This is a genomic window from Sphingopyxis panaciterrulae (assembly GCF_014199295.1).
In the GTDB taxonomy this organism is placed as follows: domain Bacteria; phylum Pseudomonadota; class Alphaproteobacteria; order Sphingomonadales; family Sphingomonadaceae; genus Sphingopyxis; species Sphingopyxis panaciterrulae.
On record NZ_JACIJH010000001.1, the window covers coordinates 79,414 to 94,082 of the forward strand.

A 14,669-nucleotide genomic window follows, 5' to 3' on the forward strand; every position below is an offset into this window, starting at 1 on the left:
CTCTTTCCTTATTGAGAGAGCACGGCCTGATCCCGAGGGATCAGGCGGCTTCCTTTTCCTTGCTGTCCACGGGGGCTTCGATCGGGAAGGGGAAGCCGAACAGCCGGAGCAGTTCGCGGGCTTCGTCGTCCGACCCGGCCGAGGTGGTCACGATCACGTCCATGCCGCGCACCGTGTCGATGCGGTCATAGTTGATCTCGGGGAAGATGATCTGTTCCTTGAGGCCCATGGCATAGTTGCCACGACCATCGAAGCTTTTTGCCGACACGCCGCGAAAGTCGCGGATGCGCGGCATCGCGATGGTGATCAGGCGATCGAGGAACTCGTACATCCGCTCGCGGCGCAGGGTGACCTTGCAGCCGATCGGCATGCCTTCGCGCAGCTTGAAACCGGCGATCGACTTCTTCGCCTTGGCAATCACGGGCTTCTGCCCCGCGATCAGCTCCATTTCCGAAGCGGCGAGTTCGACCTTCTTCTTGTCCTGGACCGCGTCGCCCACGCCCATGTTGAGCGTGATCTTCTCGATCTTCGGGATTTCCATCGCATTCTTGTAACCGAATTTCTCGGTCATCGCCTTGACGATCTTGTCGTCATAGAGCTTGCGCATGCGCGGGGTGTATTTGTCAGCCATTGATGGTCTCCCCGGACTTCACGGCCACGCGGACCTTCTTGCCGTCCTTGGTTTCGAAGCGGACGCGCGTCGGCTTGCCCGTCTTGGGGTCCGCGACCGCGACCTTGCTGACGTGCAGCGGCGCTTCCTTGCGTTCGAGGCCGCCCTGCGGGTCCTGCTGGTTCGGCTTCTTGTGGCGGGTGATGATATTGACGCCCGCGACGACGACCTTGCCGTCCTTCGGCAGGCTCTGCGTCACTTCGCCGGTCTTGCCCTTGTCCTTGCCGGACAGGATGACAACCGTGTCGCCCTTCTTGATCTTGGCCATACCCATGGTCAAAGCACCTCCGGCGCCAGGCTGATGATCTTCATATAGCCGCGGCCGCGCAGTTCGCGGACGACGGGGCCGAAGATACGGGTGCCGATCGGCTCCTCATTCTTGTTGACGAGGACGGCGGCGTTGCTGTCGAAACGGATCACCGAGCCATCGGCGCGTCGCACGTCCTTGGCGGTGCGGACGATGACGGCGCGATGCACGTCACCCTTCTTCACCTTGCCGCGCGGCTGCGCTTCCTTGATCGACACGACGATGACGTCGCCGACGCCGGCGGTGCGACGCTTCGACCCGCCCAGCACCTTGATGCACTGGACGCGCTTCGCGCCGCTGTTGTCGGCGACTTCCAATTGTGACTGCATCTGGATCATCGATGCATTTCCTTCTTCCTTGGCCTACCGGGCCGTCCCGGCGGTTCCGTGAAACTCTTACGCCTCGACCTCGACCGAAGCGGGGGTCGCGACGGGGGCCGCTTTCGGCTTGATGGAGGTTTCGACCTTGTCGAGCACCTTCCACGTCTTCAGCTTCGAATAGGGCTTCGTCTCTTCGATGCGGACGGTTTCGCCAGCCTTGATGCTGTTGTCCTCATCATGGGCGTGATACTTCTTCGAGCGGCGGATGATCTTGCCGTAGAGCGGGTGCTTCACCTTTCGCTCCACCTTCACCACGACGGTCTTGTCGCCCTTGTCGGACACCACCGTGCCGGTCAATACGCGCTTCGGCATGACAGTCTCCTTATTTCGCGGCAGCCGCACGCACGCGCGCGGTCTGCTCGGTCTTGATGCGGGCAATCGTGCGCCGCACGTCCTTGACCCGCGAAGCCTTTTCCAGCTGGCCGGTCGCGGCCTGGAAGCGCAGGTTGAATGCCTCGCGCTTCAGTTCGCCGAGCTGCTCGGCGAGCTGGTCGTCGGTCTTCTTGCTCACGTCTTCGGTCTTGGCCATGGCCCTCAACCCTCCAGGTGCGAGGTGTCGCCGAGGCGGGCGACGACCTTCGTCTTGATCGGCAGCTTCATCGCCGCGCGCTCGAACGCCAGCGCGGCCACGGGGCCGGGAACGCCGTCGAGTTCGAACAGGATTCGGCCAGGCTTGACGCGCGCCGCCCAGAATTCGGGCGAACCCTTGCCCTTGCCCATGCGGACCTCGGCGGGCTTCGACGACACGGGGACGTCGGGGAACACGCGAATCCACAGGCGGCCCTGGCGCTTGATCGCACGGCTGATCGCGCGGCGGGCCGCCTCGATCTGGCGCGCGGTGATGCGCTCGGGTTCCATCGCCTTCAGCCCATAGGAGCCGAAGTTCAGATCGGTGCCGCCCTTGGCGAGCCCGTGGATGCGGCCCTTGAAGGCCTTGCGGAACTTGGTTTTCTTCGGTTGCAGCATGTCAGCAGTCCTTAGCGGCGGTCATCGCGCGCCGGGCGCACGCCCGACGTCTGCGCGTCGAGCATCAGCCGGTCGGTCGCCATCGGGTCGTGACCGAGGATCTCGCCCTTGAAGATCCAGACCTTGATGCCGCACACGCCATAGGCGGTGTGGGCTTCGGCCTCGGCATAGTCGACATTGGCGCGCAGCGTGTGCAGCGGCACGCGGCCCTCGCGATACCATTCGGTGCGCGCGATTTCCGCGCCGCCGAGACGGCCGGCGCTGTTGATGCGGATGCCTTCGGCGCCGAGACGCATCGCCGACTGCACCGCGCGCTTCATCGCGCGGCGGAAGGCGACGCGGCGTTCGAGCTGGTCGGCAATGCCCTGCGCGACGAGCTTCGCGTCGACCTCGGGCTTGCGAATCTCGACGATGTTCAGCGACACGTCGCTGCCCGTCATCGCGCCGAGCTGCTTGCGCAGCTTTTCGATGTCTGCGCCCTTCTTGCCGATGATGACGCCCGGGCGGGCGGCATAGATCGACACGCGGCACAGCTTTGCCGGACGCTCGATCACCACCTTCGAGATCGCGGCCTGTGGCAGCGTCTTGAAGATGAACTTGCGGATCTTCAGATCCTCGACCAGCATGCGGCCATAGTCCTGCCCTTCGGCGAACCAGCGGCTGTCCCAGGTGCGGTTGACCTGCAGGCGCAGGCCGATCGGATTGCTCTTCTGGCCCATCTTACGCCTCTTCTTCCTGTTCGCGCACGACGATGCGGATGCGGCTGAACGGCTTGACAATCCGGGTCGACTTGCCGCGGCCACGCGCATGCCAGCGCTTCATCGAGATCGACTTGCCGACGCTCGCTTCCTTGACGACCAGCGCATCGACGTCGAGATTATGGTTGTTCTCGGCATTCGCGATCGCGCTCGCCAGAACCTTGCGCACGTCGACGGCCATCGCCTTCTTCGAGAAGGCGAGGACGTTCATCGCGTCTTCGACCTTGCGGCCGCGAATCAGCGCGGCGACGAGGTTCAGCTTCTGCGCCGAGCCGCGAATCTGCGTGCCGACCGACAGTGCCTCGTTGTCCGCAACGCGGCGGGGGGACTTTTCCTTGCCCATTAGCGTTTGCCCTTCTTGTCGGCCGCGTGACCGGGGAAGAAGCGCGTCGGCGCGAATTCGCCCAGCTTCATGCCGACCATGTCTTCATTGACCGACACCGGCACGAACTTGCGGCCGTTGTAGACGTTGAAGGTCAGCCCCACGAACTGCGGGAGGATGGTGGACCGGCGCGACCAGGTCTTGATCGGGGCAGAGCTGCCGCCGTCCTGGGCCGTTTCGGCTTTCTTGAGGAGATGAAGGTCGACAAACGGACCCTTCCAGACCGAGCGAGCCATGACTTACCTCTTCTTCTTCGCGTGACGCGACCGGATGATCATCTTGTCGGTCTGCTTGTTGTGACGTGTGCGCGCGCCCTTGGTCGGCTTGCCCCACGGGGTCACCGGATGACGGCCTCCCGAGGTGCGGCCTTCACCACCGCCGTGCGGGTGGTCGACCGGGTTCTTGGCGACGCCGCGGGTCAGCGGACGCTTGCCGAGCCAGCGATTGCGGCCCGCCTTGCCCAGATTGGTGTTCTGGTTGTCGGGGTTCGACACCGCGCCGACCGTGCCCATGCAATCGCCGCGGATGTAGCGCTGTTCGCCCGAGCCGAGACGCACGATGACGAGACCGCGGTCACGACCGACGACCTGCGCATAGGTGCCGGCCGAACGGGCGATCTGGCCGCCCTTGCCCGGCTTCATCTCGATATTGTGGACGATCGTGCCGACCGGCATCTGCGACAATTCCATCGCATTGCCCGGCTTCACGTCGGTCTTCTTGCCCGCGACGATCGTGTCGCCGACACCCAGACGCTGCGGCGCCAGAATATAGGCTTGCGTTCCGTCCTCATATTTGACGAGCGCGATGAACGCGGTGCGGTTCGGGTCATATTCCAGACGCTCGACGGTGGCCGGCATGTCCCACTTGCGACGCTTGAAGTCGATGAAGCGGTACTTCTGCTTGTGGCCGCCGGCGATACCGCGCGAGGTCACATGACCCTTGTTGTTGCGGCCGCCGCTCTTGCGCTTGCCTTCGGTCAGCGCCTTGACGGGCTTGCCCTTCCACAGCGCCGACTTGTCGACGAGGATCAGGCCGCGCTGCGCCGGGCTGGTCGGATTATAATGTTTGAGTGCCATTTCTCTGCCTTCCCGTGCGCGCTCAGACGCCCGTGGTGACGTCGATCGACTGGCCTTCGGCCAGGCGGACGATCGCCTTCTTCACGTCGCTGCGCGTGTAGGGCTTGCCCTTCCAGCGCTTGGTCTTGCCCTTGGTGACCAGCGTGTTGACGCTGAGCACCTTGACGTCGAACAGCGCCTCGACGGCCGCCTTGATCGCCGGCTTGGTCGCGTCGTTGGCGACGCGGAAGACGACGGCGTCATTCTCGCTGAGCAGCGTCGACTTTTCGGTGATCACCGGAGCGAGGATCACGTCATAGTGACGCGCGTCGATGGTCTTTGCCTTAGCCATTGAAACGGGCCTCCAGCTTTTCGACCGCCGCGCGGGTCAGGACCAGCGTGTCGGCGCGAAGGATGTCATAGACATTGGCCCCGATCGCCGGCAGCGAGTCGATGCCGACGATATTGGCCGAAGCCTTGGCGAAGCTGTCGTGGACCGCATCGCCGTCGATGAAGAGGGCGCGGGTGCCGAGTTCGAGCTTGCCGAGCTTGCCGGCGAGCGCCTTGGTCTTGGCATCCTTGAGCTCGAGCGTGTCGAGAACGACGAGCTTGCCGCCCTTCGCCTTGTCGCTGAGCGCCATCTTGAGGCCGAGCGCGCGGATCTTCTTGTTCAGCGAATGGCCGAAGGTGCGAGCCCGCGGGCCGTGCGCCTTGCCGCCGCCGATGAAGATCGGCGCCTTGCGATCGCCGTGACGGGCGGTGCCGCCGCCCTTCTGCCGGCCGAACTTCTTGCCGGTGCGGGCGACGTCGCTGCGCTCGCGGGCGGCGCGGGCCGGGCCGCGGCGCTTTTCGAGCTGCCAGGCGACGACGCGGTGCAGGATGTCCGCCCGCGCATCGACGCCGAAGACGTCGTCGTTAAGGTCGATGTCGGCGCCAGCCTTGCCATCGAGGGTCTGAACCTTGACCTTCATGATCAGGACTCCTGTGCGCCGTCGGTGGCCGCGGTGTCGACGACGGTTTCTTCGACCGGCGTTTCGACCGGCGCGTCAGCCGGGGCATCGTTGGTGTTGGCCGCACTCTTCAGGCCCGCCGGATAGGGAGCCTCAGGGTGGCGCGGCAGCTTGACCGCATCGCGGACGAGCAGCCAGCCGCCCTTCGAGCCGGGCACCGAACCCTTGACGAAGAGAAGGCCGCGTTCGGCGTCGGTGCGGACGATTTCGAGATTCTGCTGGGTGCGGTTGCGCGCGCCCATGTGGCCGGCCATCTTCTTGTTCTTGAAGACGCGGCCCGGGTCCTGGCGGTTACCGGTCGAACCATGGGCACGGTGGCTGATCGAGACGCCGTGGCTGGCGCGCATGCCGCCGAAACCCCAGCGCTTCATCGCACCGGCAAAGCCCTTGCCCTGGGTAACGCCCTGAATGTCGACGATCTGGCCGGCGACGAAATGGTCGGCCGACAGTTCGGCGCCGACGTCGAGCGTCGCGTCGTCGGCGACGCGAAATTCGACGAGCTTCGCCTTCAGTTCGACTTCGGCCTTGCCATAGGCGCCGCGCTGCGGCTTCGCCACATTCTTCGCCTTGGCCGAGCCAGCACCGAGCTGGACGGCCACATAGCCGTCGCGGTCCTTATCGCGCACGGAGACGACCTGACAGCCTTCGAGGCTCAGGACGGTGACGGGCACGTGGCGGCCATCGTCCTGAAACAGGCGGGTCATCCCCATTTTCTTCGCGATCACGCCAGTCCGCATGATCTTCACTCCTCAACAGAGGCCGGGCGGACCATTCCGCACGGCTTGCGGGACCCATCGAGACGCGTCTCGGCGGAACCCTCCCAGCCCATAATTTCGATGCATCGCCCCGTCCGGGCTGAGGTGCCGCCTTCCCGAGGGAGCAGCGGCGAGACGGGGGACGCAGCCCGGTCTGAAAGGCTTCCGATGGAAGCGACCGGCGGTATCCGCCCTATCGTCGGTCCGGATCGCTCCGGACGATGCCAGCGCCGAAGCGACTGGCCGATAGAGACCCCGGCGAAAGCCGGGGCTGCGCTGGCTCAGGCCAGCTTGATTTCCACGTTCACGCCCGCGGCGAGGTCGAGCTTCATCAGCGCGTCGACCGTCTGCGGGGTGGGCTGCACGATGTCGAGCAGCCGCTTGTGGGTGCGCACCTCGAACTGCTCGCGCGACTTCTTGTCGATGTGCGGACCGCGGTTCACGGTGAACTTCTCGATACGCGTCGGCAGCGGGATCGGACCGCGAATAAGGGCGCCCGTGCGACGTGCCGTGTCGGCGATGTCGGTGGTGGCCTGATCGAGCACGCGATGGTCGAAGGCCTTCAGGCGAATGCGAATATTCTGCGTTTCCATGACTGTTCCAGTCGAATCCCGTCTGACGATGCGAAAGAGCCGAAATGGCCTGTTCCGACCCCCGCAGGGAGGCCGGAGAGGCCATTGAAATTCTTAAAAGCTGCGAGCCGCGCGAATCAACCGAATCGCGCGGCTCGCGGCCCTATATTACTTTGTGATGGTCGCGACAACCCCTGCGCCGACCGTGCGGCCGCCTTCGCGAATTGCGAAGCGCAGACCCTGGTCCATGGCGATCGGGGCGATCAGCTTGACCGACAGCTGGACGTTGTCGCCCGGCATGACCATCTCGGTGCCCTCGGGGAGGATGACCTCGCCGGTGACGTCGGTGGTGCGGAAGTAGAACTGCGGACGATAATTGGCGAAGAACGGCGTGTGACGGCCGCCTTCGTCCTTCGACAGGACGTACACTTCCGAGGTGAATTCGGTGTGCGGGGTGATCGAACCCGGCTTCGCGAGGACCTGGCCACGCTCCACCTCTTCACGGCCGACGCCGCGGATCAGCGCACCGATGTTGTCGCCGGCCTGGCCCTGGTCGAGCAGCTTGCGGAACATTTCGACGCCGGTGACGGTCGTCTTCTTGGTGTCCTTGATGCCGACGATTTCGACTTCCTCGCCGACCTTGACGATGCCGGTCTCGACGCGGCCCGTGACGACGGTGCCGCGACCCGAGATCGAGAACACGTCCTCGATCGGCATCAGGAAGGGCTGGTCGACCGGACGTTCCGGCTGCGGAATCCAGCTATCGACGGCTTCCATCAGCTTCAGGATGGTTTCCTTGCCGATATTGTCGTCGCGGCCTTCGATGGCGGCGAGCGCCGAACCGGCGATGATCGGAATATTGTCGCCGTCGAAGTCGCGCTTCGAAAGCTCTTCGCGGATTTCGAGTTCGACGAGCTCGAGCAGCTCGGGGTCGTCGACCTGGTCGACCTTGTTCAGGAACACGACCATGGTCGGAACGCCGACCTGCTTCGCGAGCAGGATGTGCTCCTTGGTCTGCGGCATCGGGCCGTCAGCAGCCGACACGACGAGGATCGCGCCGTCCATCTGCGCCGCGCCGGTGATCATGTTCTTCACATAGTCGGCGTGGCCCGGGCAGTCGACGTGCGCATAGTGGCGCGCGTCGGTTTCATATTCGATGTGCGAGGTCGAAATGGTGATGCCGCGCTCGCGCTCTTCGGGCGCCTTGTCGATGTTGGCGAAATCGACCGCAGCGCCGCCGCCGCGCTCCGACAAAACCTTCGAAATCGCCGCGGTCAGCGAGGTCTTGCCATGGTCGACGTGACCGATGGTGCCGATGTTGCAGTGCGGCTTCGTCCGCTCAAATTTAGCCTTAGCCATGTTCTTGAACCTTCTCGTTCACTTTGGTTGGGTTGATCAGTCCTGGACGAGGCCCGCTGAATCAGGCGCCGCCCTTAGTAGGTCTTGCCGCGCGGCGCAAGTCCGCGCGGCAAAGCGCGTCAGGCCATCTTGGCCTTCACCTCTTCGGCCACGTTCGTCGGTACTTCTTCATAGTGCGAGAACTGCATCGTGTACTGCGCGCGGCCCTGGGTGAAGCTGCGCAACTGGTTGACGTAGCCGAACATGTTGGCGAGCGGCACGATCGCCTCGACCGCCTGGGCGTTGCCCCGGCTGTCGGTGCCCTGGATCTGGCCGCGGCGGCTGTTGAGGTCGCCGATCACGTCGCCCATATATTCTTCCGGGGTGACGACCTCGACCTTCATCACCGGCTCGAGCAGCTTGATGCCGGCCTTCGCCGCCACCTCGCGCATCGCCGCACGGCCCGCGATCTCGAACGCCAGCGCCGACGAGTCGACGTCGTGATAGGCGCCGTCCACCAGCTTGATCTCGAAGTCGATGATCGGGAAGCCGATCATGTGCCCATTTTCGGCCGACTCGCGGAAGCCCTTTTCCACCGCCGGGATATATTCGCGCGGAATGTTGCCGCCCTTGATCTCGTCGATGAAGGTGATGCCGCTGCCGCGCTCGCCCGGCGTGACCTCGACCTTGACGCGGCCGAACTGGCCCGAGCCGCCCGACTGCTTCTTGTGGGTGTAGTCGACCGCCACCGGCTTCGCGAGCGATTCGCGATACGCCACCTGCGGCGCGCCCACGTTCGCCTCGACCTTGAACTCGCGCTTCATGCGATCGACGAGGATGTCGAGGTGAAGCTCGCCCATGCCCTTGATGATCGTCTGGCCCGATTCATGGTCGGTCGTCACGCGGAACGAGGGATCTTCCGCCGCGAGACGGTTGAGCGCGACGCCCATCTTCTCCTGGTCGGCCTTGGTCTTGGGTTCGACCGACAGTTCGATGACCGGCTCCGGGAATTCCATGCGTTCGAGGATGATCGGCGCGTTGTTGGCGCAGATCGTGTCGCCCGTCGTGGTTTCCTTGAGGCCCGCGAGCGCGACGATGTCGCCCGCATAGGCTTCGTCGATGTCCTCGCGGCTGTTGGCATGCATGAGGAGCATGCGGCCGATCTTTTCCTTCTTGTCCTTGACCGAGTTCAGATAGGTGCCCTTGGTCAGCGTGCCCGAATAGATGCGCGCGAAGGTCAGCGAGCCGACGAACGGATCGTTCATGATCTTGAACGCGAGCAGCGACAGCGGCGCCGAGTCCGACGTCTCGCGCGTGTCGGGCTGGTCGTTCGCCGGGTTGATGCCCTGGACGTCGGGAATGTCGAGCGGGCTGGGCAGATAGTCGACGACCGCGTCGAGCAACGCCTGCACGCCCTTGTTCTTGAACGACGAGCCGCACAGCACCGGCACGAACGACTGGTTCAGCGTACCCTTGCGGATCAGCGCCTTCAGCGTCGCGACGTCGGGCAGTTCGCCTTCGAGATAGGCTTCCATCGCCGCATCGTCCTGCTCGACGGCAAGCTCGACCAGCTTTTCGCGATATTCGGCGGCCTTGTCCTTCATGTCGGCCGGAATCTCTTCATAGAAGAATTCGGCGCCCAGGCTCTCGTCCTTCCAGATGATCGCGCGCTCGCCCACGAGGTCGACGAGGCCGACGAAGTCGCTTTCCGCGCCGATCGGCAGATAGAGCGGAGCCGGGACCGCGCCCAGACGGTCGATGATCGTCTGCACGCAATAATAGAAGTTGGCACCGGTGCGGTCGAGCTTGTTGATGTAGCACATGCGCGGCACGCCATATTTCTCGGCCTGACGCCACACCGTCTCCGACTGCGGCTCGACGCCGGCGACGCCGTCGAACGCCGCGACCGCGCCGTCGAGGACGCGCAGCGAGCGCTCGACCTCGATGGTGAAGTCGACGTGTCCGGGGGTGTCGATGATGTTCAGGCGATGCTCGGGACCCTTGCCCTCATCGGCCTTCCACAGGCAGGTGGTCGCCGCGGAGGTGATGGTGATGCCGCGTTCCTGTTCCTGTTCCATCCAGTCCATCGTCGCGGCGCCGTCATGGACTTCGCCGATCTTGTAGGACTTGCCGGTATAATAGAGGATGCGCTCGGTCGTCGTGGTCTTGCCGGCGTCGATGTGCGCCATGATACCGAAATTGCGATAGCGTTCGAGCGGATGGCTGCGTGCCATGATCTTTTCCTTGGGCTTTGGGGGAGGCCTTTGGGGCCGCCCCCGATATAGGAAGAATGGTTACAATTGCGAGACGGCGGGCCGGCCCGCTGGCGTTTACCAGCGGTAGTGGCTGAACGCGCGGTTGGCTTCGGCCATGCGGTGCGTGTCTTCGCGCTTCTTCACCGCATTGCCGCGGTTGTTCGACGCATCGAGCAGCTCGCCCGACAGGCGCGCGGCCATCGTCGTCTCGCTGCGGTTGCGCGCGGCGCTGATCAGCCAGCGGATCGCGAGCGCCTGCGCGCGGTCGGGGCGGACTTCGACGGGAACCTGATAGGTCGCACCGCCGACGCGGCGGCTGCGCACTTCGATGTTCGGACGGATGTTGGCGAGCGCTTCGTGGAACACGCCGATCGGTTCCTTCTTGGCGCGGGCCTCGACCGCTTCGAGAGCGCCATAGACGATGCTTTCGGCGACGGACTTCTTGCCGTCGAGCATGACGCTGTTCATGAACTTGGACAGCACGACATCCCCGAAACGGGGATCGGGCAGGATTTCGCGGCGTTCGGGACGACGACGACGAGCCATGGGTAATTCCTTTGCAACAGCATCCCGGCGCCAAGCGCTCGCGGGACGATCAAATAGCCGAAGGAGTGAAAGGATCCCGAATAAATCGCCTGAAGCGGTTTTCCGGGATGACGTTCACCCCGTGAACGTCACTTGGGACGCTTCGCGCCGTACTTCGAACGGCTCTGCTTGCGGTCCTTCACCCCCTGGGTGTCGAGCACGCCGCGCAGGACGTGATAGCGCACGCCGGGAAGGTCGCGTACACGGCCGCCGCGGATCAGCACAACGCTGTGTTCCTGGAGGTTGTGGCCTTCGCCGGGGATGTAGGTGATGACTTCGCGCTGGTTGGTCAGGCGGACCTTGGCAACCTTGCGGAGCGCCGAGTTCGGCTTTTTCGGGGTCGTCGTATAGACACGGGTGCAAACGCCGCGCTTCTGCGGGTTCGCTTCCATGGCCGGGACCTTGGAGTTCGCCTTTTGCGGCGTCCGGCCCTTGCGGACCAGCTGGTTGATCGTGGGCATGAATGCTTCACCTTTTTGTGTCCGCATCCCTCCGTATCCCGGGGGGAGCGAACGGTTACTCTACCGCGGTGGATGAAGCTCCGGCCCTTTCCCTGAAAAGGCCAACCTTGTAACAGCAAAAGACCCCGGCGGATCGTCATGATCTTCCGGAGGCTCCATCCGCGCCAGCAATGTTCAAGCGCTGTTGTGACTCGCAAGCCGCGGACATCCGCCGCTTTCGAACCGGGCGCCCCTAGCGGCGATTCCCTCGCCGGTCAAGGGACAAGCGGCTTGCGGCGCGGACGTCCGCTGGATAGTCCGAAGCGATGCCGCCCGCCCGCCACACCAGCTTTGCCCCGCATGTTCCGTCCGACGCACGGCTGCTGGTCCTCGGCAGTCTGCCCGGCGCACGGTCGCTGGCCGAGCGGCGCTATTATGCGCATCCGACCAACCAATTCTGGCGCCTGCTCGGCGCGGCGATCGACCGGCCGCTCGCCGCGCTCGACTATGCGGACCGGCTGGACGCGCTCGCCGCGGCGCGGGTCGGCCTGTGGGACGTGATCCGCAGCGCCGCGCGACGCACCAGCAGCGACAGCGATATTCGCGAGGCCGAGGCGCACGATCTTTCCGAACTGGTCGCAACATTGCCCGATCTTCGCATGATCGCCTTCAACGGCGGCAAGGCCGCGGCGATCGGGCGGCGGCAGATCGGCGACCCGCCCGGCATCGCGTTGACCGACCTGCCGTCGAGCAGCGCCGCGAACACCATCGGCTTCGAGGCGAAGCTGGCGCAGTGGCTGACGCTGCGCGAGGCACTATCACCCTGAGCCTACGCTTGCCGCCGGCGCCGCACATCCCTAAGCCCCGCGCCATGGCCCCGCGCATCGACCATATCGAGAACTGGATCTTCGATCTCGACAACACGCTCTATCCGCCGTCGGCGAAGCTGTTCGACCTGATCGACGACCGCATGGGCGCCTTTATCATGCGGCTGCTGGATGTCGATGCCGTCGAGGCGCGGCGGGTGCAGAAGCAATATTTCCACGATCACGGCACGACGATGGCGGGGCTGATGCGCCACCATGACGTCGCGCCGGAGGATTTCCTGGCCGACGTCCACGCCATCGCGCTCGACCGCATCGCACCCGACGCCCGGCTGCGTGCCGGACTCGCGCGGCTGCCCGGACGGCGACTGATCTTTACCAACGCCGACGCCGATTATGCCGCGCGGGTGCTCGAGGCGCGCGGGATCGCCGACCTGTTCGACGGCATCTGCGACATCCGCATCACCGCCTATACGCCCAAGCCCGAGGCCGCAGCCTATGCGACGATGGTCGGCCATCTGCGCGTCGATCCGGCGACGAGCCTGTTCGTCGAGGACATGGCGCGCAACCTGACCCCTGCGAAGGCGCTGGGGATGACCACCGTGTGGCTGGACAATGGCAGCGAAAGCGGCCATCGCGACCACCGGCCGGAGCATGTCGACTTTCACGTCACCGACATCGCCGACTGGCTCGACAGCTTGCCTTTACCCTGGGGATTTTCATGACGAGTGACCTGCAGACGACGATCGAAGCCGCCTGGGACGCACGCAACACGCTGGGCGTGACGACGCAGGGACCGGTGCGCGAGGCGGTCGCGGCGGCACTCGCGGGACTCGACGACGGCAGCCTGCGCGTCGCGGAGCGCAACGCGGGCGGCGCGTGGCAGGTCAACCAGTGGCTGAAGAAGGCGGTGCTGCTCTCGTTCCGCCTCAACGACATGGCGATCGTCGAGGGCGGCCCCGGCGGTGCGACCTGGTGGGACAAGGTGCCGTCGAAATTCGCCGGCTGGGGCGAGAACCGCTTCAGGGACGCCGGATTCCGCGCGGTGCCCGGCGCGATCGTCCGCCGCGGCGCGCATATCGGCAAGGGCGCGGTGTTGATGCCGAGCTTCGTCAACATCGGCGCGCGCGTCGGCGAGGGGGCGATGGTCGACACCTGGGCGACGGTGGGAAGCTGTGCGCAGATCGGCGCGAACGTCCACCTGTCGGGCGGCGCGGGGATCGGCGGCGTGCTAGAACCGTTGCAGGCCGGGCCGGTGGTCATCGAGGACGGCGCCTTCATCGGCGCGCGTGCCGAGGTCGCCGAGGGTGTGATCGTGCGCGAGGGCGCGGTGCTGTCGATGGGCGTCTATCTGGGCGCCTCGACCAAGATCGTCGACCGCGCGACCGGCGAGGTCTTCGTCGGGGAAGTGCCGGCCTATGCCGTGGTTGTTCCGGGATCGCTCCCCGGCAAGCCGCTGCCCGACGGGACGCCTGGGCCGTCGCTCTATTGCGCGGTGATCGTCAAGCGCGTCGATGCACAGACGCGCGCCAAGACCGCCATCAACGAGTTGCTGCGCGACTAAGCTCGAACCAGAATGGCGTCATTGCGAGCCAAGCGAAGCAATCTCCAGCTATCGGGGTGACGATCCGATAGCTGGAGATTGCTTCGTCGCTACGCTCCTCGCAATGACGAAAGAACTCACCGCTCGCTGAGATAATAGCGCTCGCGCGCCGTCAGGTCGTCGTTCAGATCATAGACGATCGGCTGCCCCGTCGGAATTTCCAGCCCGGTGATGTCGGCGTCCGAAATGCCCGAAAGATGCTTGACCAGCGCGCGCAGGCTGTTGCCGTGCGCCGAGATCAGCACCGTCTTGCTGGCCGCGAGTTCGGGCGCGATCGCGCGTTCATAATAGGGCAGGACGCGCGCGATCGTATCCTTGAGGCTCTCGGTATCGGGGATCGCGATACCGGCGTAGCGCGGGTCGTTCGACAGATCGTAAGGCGATCCCGCTTCGAGCGGCGGCGGCGGGGTGTCGAAGCTGCGGCGCCAGATCTTCACCTGTTCGTCGCCGTGCTTCGCCGCGGTCTCGGCCTTGTCGAGCCCGGTGAGGCCGCCGTAATGCCGCTCGTTGAGGTGCCAGTCCTTGGTCACCGGCAGCCACAGCCGCCCCATCGCCTCGAGCGCGAGGTTCAGCGTCTTGATCGCGCGCGTCTGCACCGAGGTGAAGCTGGTGTCGGGCGCAATGCCCTTTGCCTTCATCAGCTCGCCCGCCGCCCAGGCCTCCGCCGCGCCCTTTTCGGTGACATCGACGTCCCACCAGCCGGTGAAACGGTTCTCGAGATTCCACTGCGACTGGCCATGACGGATGAGGATGAGCTGCGGCATCGGGA

The 14,669-nt window shown here is 64.9% G+C and carries 22 protein-coding genes; 3 read left to right on the forward strand and 19 right to left on the reverse strand.

All coding sequences use genetic code 11. From position 1 onward, the window contains the following. Positions 1-40: 40 nt before the first annotated feature. The 18 genes from rplE to rpsL all read right to left on the reverse strand — a co-directional run bounded on the left by rplE (position 41) and on the right by rpsL (position 11,494). Complete coding sequence (rplE, locus tag FHR21_RS00415) at positions 41-631, reverse strand: 50S ribosomal protein L5 (protein ID WP_184094206.1); 591 nt, start codon at positions 629-631, stop codon at positions 41-43. After that, positions 624-944, reverse strand: a complete 321-nt coding sequence (gene rplX / locus FHR21_RS00420; RefSeq protein WP_184094208.1) for a 50S ribosomal protein L24 — start codon at positions 942-944, stop codon at positions 624-626. The genes rplE and rplX overlap by 8 nt, the downstream gene beginning before the upstream one ends. A gap of 2 nt (positions 945-946) precedes the next feature. Further along, positions 947-1,315: a 50S ribosomal protein L14 gene (rplN, locus tag FHR21_RS00425; RefSeq protein ID WP_011543078.1), complete on the reverse strand. Its 369-nt coding sequence runs from the start codon at positions 1,313-1,315 to the stop codon at positions 947-949. A 57-nt stretch (positions 1,316-1,372) separates the two neighbouring features. After that, positions 1,373-1,669: a 30S ribosomal protein S17 gene (rpsQ, locus tag FHR21_RS00430; RefSeq protein WP_184094210.1), complete on the reverse strand. Its 297-nt coding sequence runs from the start codon at positions 1,667-1,669 to the stop codon at positions 1,373-1,375. 10 nt (positions 1,670-1,679) lie between these two features. Continuing rightward, entirely contained in the window at positions 1,680-1,886 is a 207-nt protein-coding gene (gene rpmC, locus FHR21_RS00435; protein WP_184094212.1) for a 50S ribosomal protein L29, read from the reverse strand. A 5-nt stretch (positions 1,887-1,891) separates the two neighbouring features. Beyond that, complete coding sequence (gene rplP, locus FHR21_RS00440) at positions 1,892-2,323, reverse strand: 50S ribosomal protein L16 (protein ID WP_184094214.1); 432 nt, start codon at positions 2,321-2,323, stop codon at positions 1,892-1,894. A gap of 11 nt (positions 2,324-2,334) precedes the next feature. Further along, positions 2,335-3,042 (reverse strand): 30S ribosomal protein S3, encoded by a 708-nt coding sequence (gene rpsC, locus FHR21_RS00445; protein ID WP_184094216.1) that lies wholly within the window; start codon positions 3,040-3,042, stop codon positions 2,335-2,337. 1 nt (position 3,043) lies between these two features. After that, the gene (gene rplV / locus FHR21_RS00450) at positions 3,044-3,424 is read right to left on the reverse strand and encodes a 50S ribosomal protein L22 (RefSeq protein ID WP_053555860.1); all 381 of its coding nucleotides are present in this window, start codon (positions 3,422-3,424) and stop codon (positions 3,044-3,046) included. After that, positions 3,424-3,699: a 30S ribosomal protein S19 gene (rpsS, locus tag FHR21_RS00455; protein WP_037556370.1), complete on the reverse strand. Its 276-nt coding sequence runs from the start codon at positions 3,697-3,699 to the stop codon at positions 3,424-3,426. The genes rplV and rpsS overlap by 1 nt, the downstream gene beginning before the upstream one ends. A gap of 3 nt (positions 3,700-3,702) precedes the next feature. Continuing rightward, positions 3,703-4,539: a 50S ribosomal protein L2 gene (rplB, locus tag FHR21_RS00460; RefSeq protein ID WP_184094218.1), complete on the reverse strand. Its 837-nt coding sequence runs from the start codon at positions 4,537-4,539 to the stop codon at positions 3,703-3,705. Positions 4,540-4,561: 22 nt separating this feature from the next. After that, entirely contained in the window at positions 4,562-4,870 is a 309-nt protein-coding gene (locus FHR21_RS00465) for a 50S ribosomal protein L23 (protein ID WP_184094220.1), read from the reverse strand. Continuing rightward, positions 4,863-5,489, reverse strand: a complete 627-nt coding sequence (rplD, locus tag FHR21_RS00470) for a 50S ribosomal protein L4 (RefSeq protein ID WP_184094222.1) — start codon at positions 5,487-5,489, stop codon at positions 4,863-4,865. The genes FHR21_RS00465 and rplD overlap by 8 nt, the downstream gene beginning before the upstream one ends. Before the next feature lie 2 nt (positions 5,490-5,491). Beyond that, a complete protein-coding gene (gene rplC, locus FHR21_RS00475; protein WP_184094224.1) occupies positions 5,492-6,265 on the reverse strand; it encodes a 50S ribosomal protein L3 in 774 nt (257 codons plus the stop codon). 299 nt (positions 6,266-6,564) lie between these two features. After that, on the reverse strand, positions 6,565-6,876 hold the full coding sequence (gene rpsJ, locus FHR21_RS00480; RefSeq protein ID WP_011543089.1) for a 30S ribosomal protein S10: 312 nt from the start codon (positions 6,874-6,876) through the stop codon (positions 6,565-6,567). Positions 6,877-7,023: 147 nt separating this feature from the next. Then, the gene (gene tuf / locus FHR21_RS00485; protein WP_184094226.1) at positions 7,024-8,214 is read right to left on the reverse strand and encodes an elongation factor Tu; all 1,191 of its coding nucleotides are present in this window, start codon (positions 8,212-8,214) and stop codon (positions 7,024-7,026) included. A gap of 119 nt (positions 8,215-8,333) precedes the next feature. Next, complete coding sequence (gene fusA, locus FHR21_RS00490; RefSeq protein WP_184094228.1) at positions 8,334-10,427, reverse strand: elongation factor G; 2,094 nt, start codon at positions 10,425-10,427, stop codon at positions 8,334-8,336. A 96-nt stretch (positions 10,428-10,523) separates the two neighbouring features. Beyond that, on the reverse strand, positions 10,524-10,994 hold the full coding sequence (rpsG, locus tag FHR21_RS00495) for a 30S ribosomal protein S7 (protein ID WP_184094230.1): 471 nt from the start codon (positions 10,992-10,994) through the stop codon (positions 10,524-10,526). Positions 10,995-11,122: 128 nt separating this feature from the next. Further along, positions 11,123-11,494 carry a 30S ribosomal protein S12 gene (gene rpsL / locus FHR21_RS00500; RefSeq protein ID WP_105999100.1) on the reverse strand — a complete coding sequence of 124 codons (372 nt, stop codon included), beginning with the start codon at positions 11,492-11,494 and terminating at the stop codon, positions 11,123-11,125. A 305-nt stretch (positions 11,495-11,799) separates the two neighbouring features. Here rpsL and FHR21_RS00505 point away from each other — a divergent pair, with 305 nt between their 5' ends. The 3 genes from FHR21_RS00505 to dapD are packed head-to-tail and all read left to right on the forward strand — an operon-like array spanning position 11,800 to position 13,861. Next, the gene (locus tag FHR21_RS00505) at positions 11,800-12,300 is read left to right on the forward strand and encodes a DNA-deoxyinosine glycosylase (protein ID WP_184094232.1); all 501 of its coding nucleotides are present in this window, start codon (positions 11,800-11,802) and stop codon (positions 12,298-12,300) included. A gap of 44 nt (positions 12,301-12,344) precedes the next feature. Then, positions 12,345-13,022: a pyrimidine 5'-nucleotidase gene (locus FHR21_RS00510; RefSeq protein ID WP_184094234.1), complete on the forward strand. Its 678-nt coding sequence runs from the start codon at positions 12,345-12,347 to the stop codon at positions 13,020-13,022. Then, positions 13,019-13,861, forward strand: a complete 843-nt coding sequence (dapD, locus tag FHR21_RS00515; RefSeq protein WP_184094236.1) for a 2,3,4,5-tetrahydropyridine-2,6-dicarboxylate N-succinyltransferase — start codon at positions 13,019-13,021, stop codon at positions 13,859-13,861. The genes FHR21_RS00510 and dapD overlap by 4 nt, the downstream gene beginning before the upstream one ends. A gap of 116 nt (positions 13,862-13,977) precedes the next feature. Here dapD and gpmA read toward each other — a convergent pair whose 3' ends face one another. Then, positions 13,978-14,664 (reverse strand): 2,3-diphosphoglycerate-dependent phosphoglycerate mutase, encoded by a 687-nt coding sequence (gene gpmA / locus FHR21_RS00520; protein ID WP_184094238.1) that lies wholly within the window; start codon positions 14,662-14,664, stop codon positions 13,978-13,980. Positions 14,665-14,669: the final 5 nt, after the last annotated feature.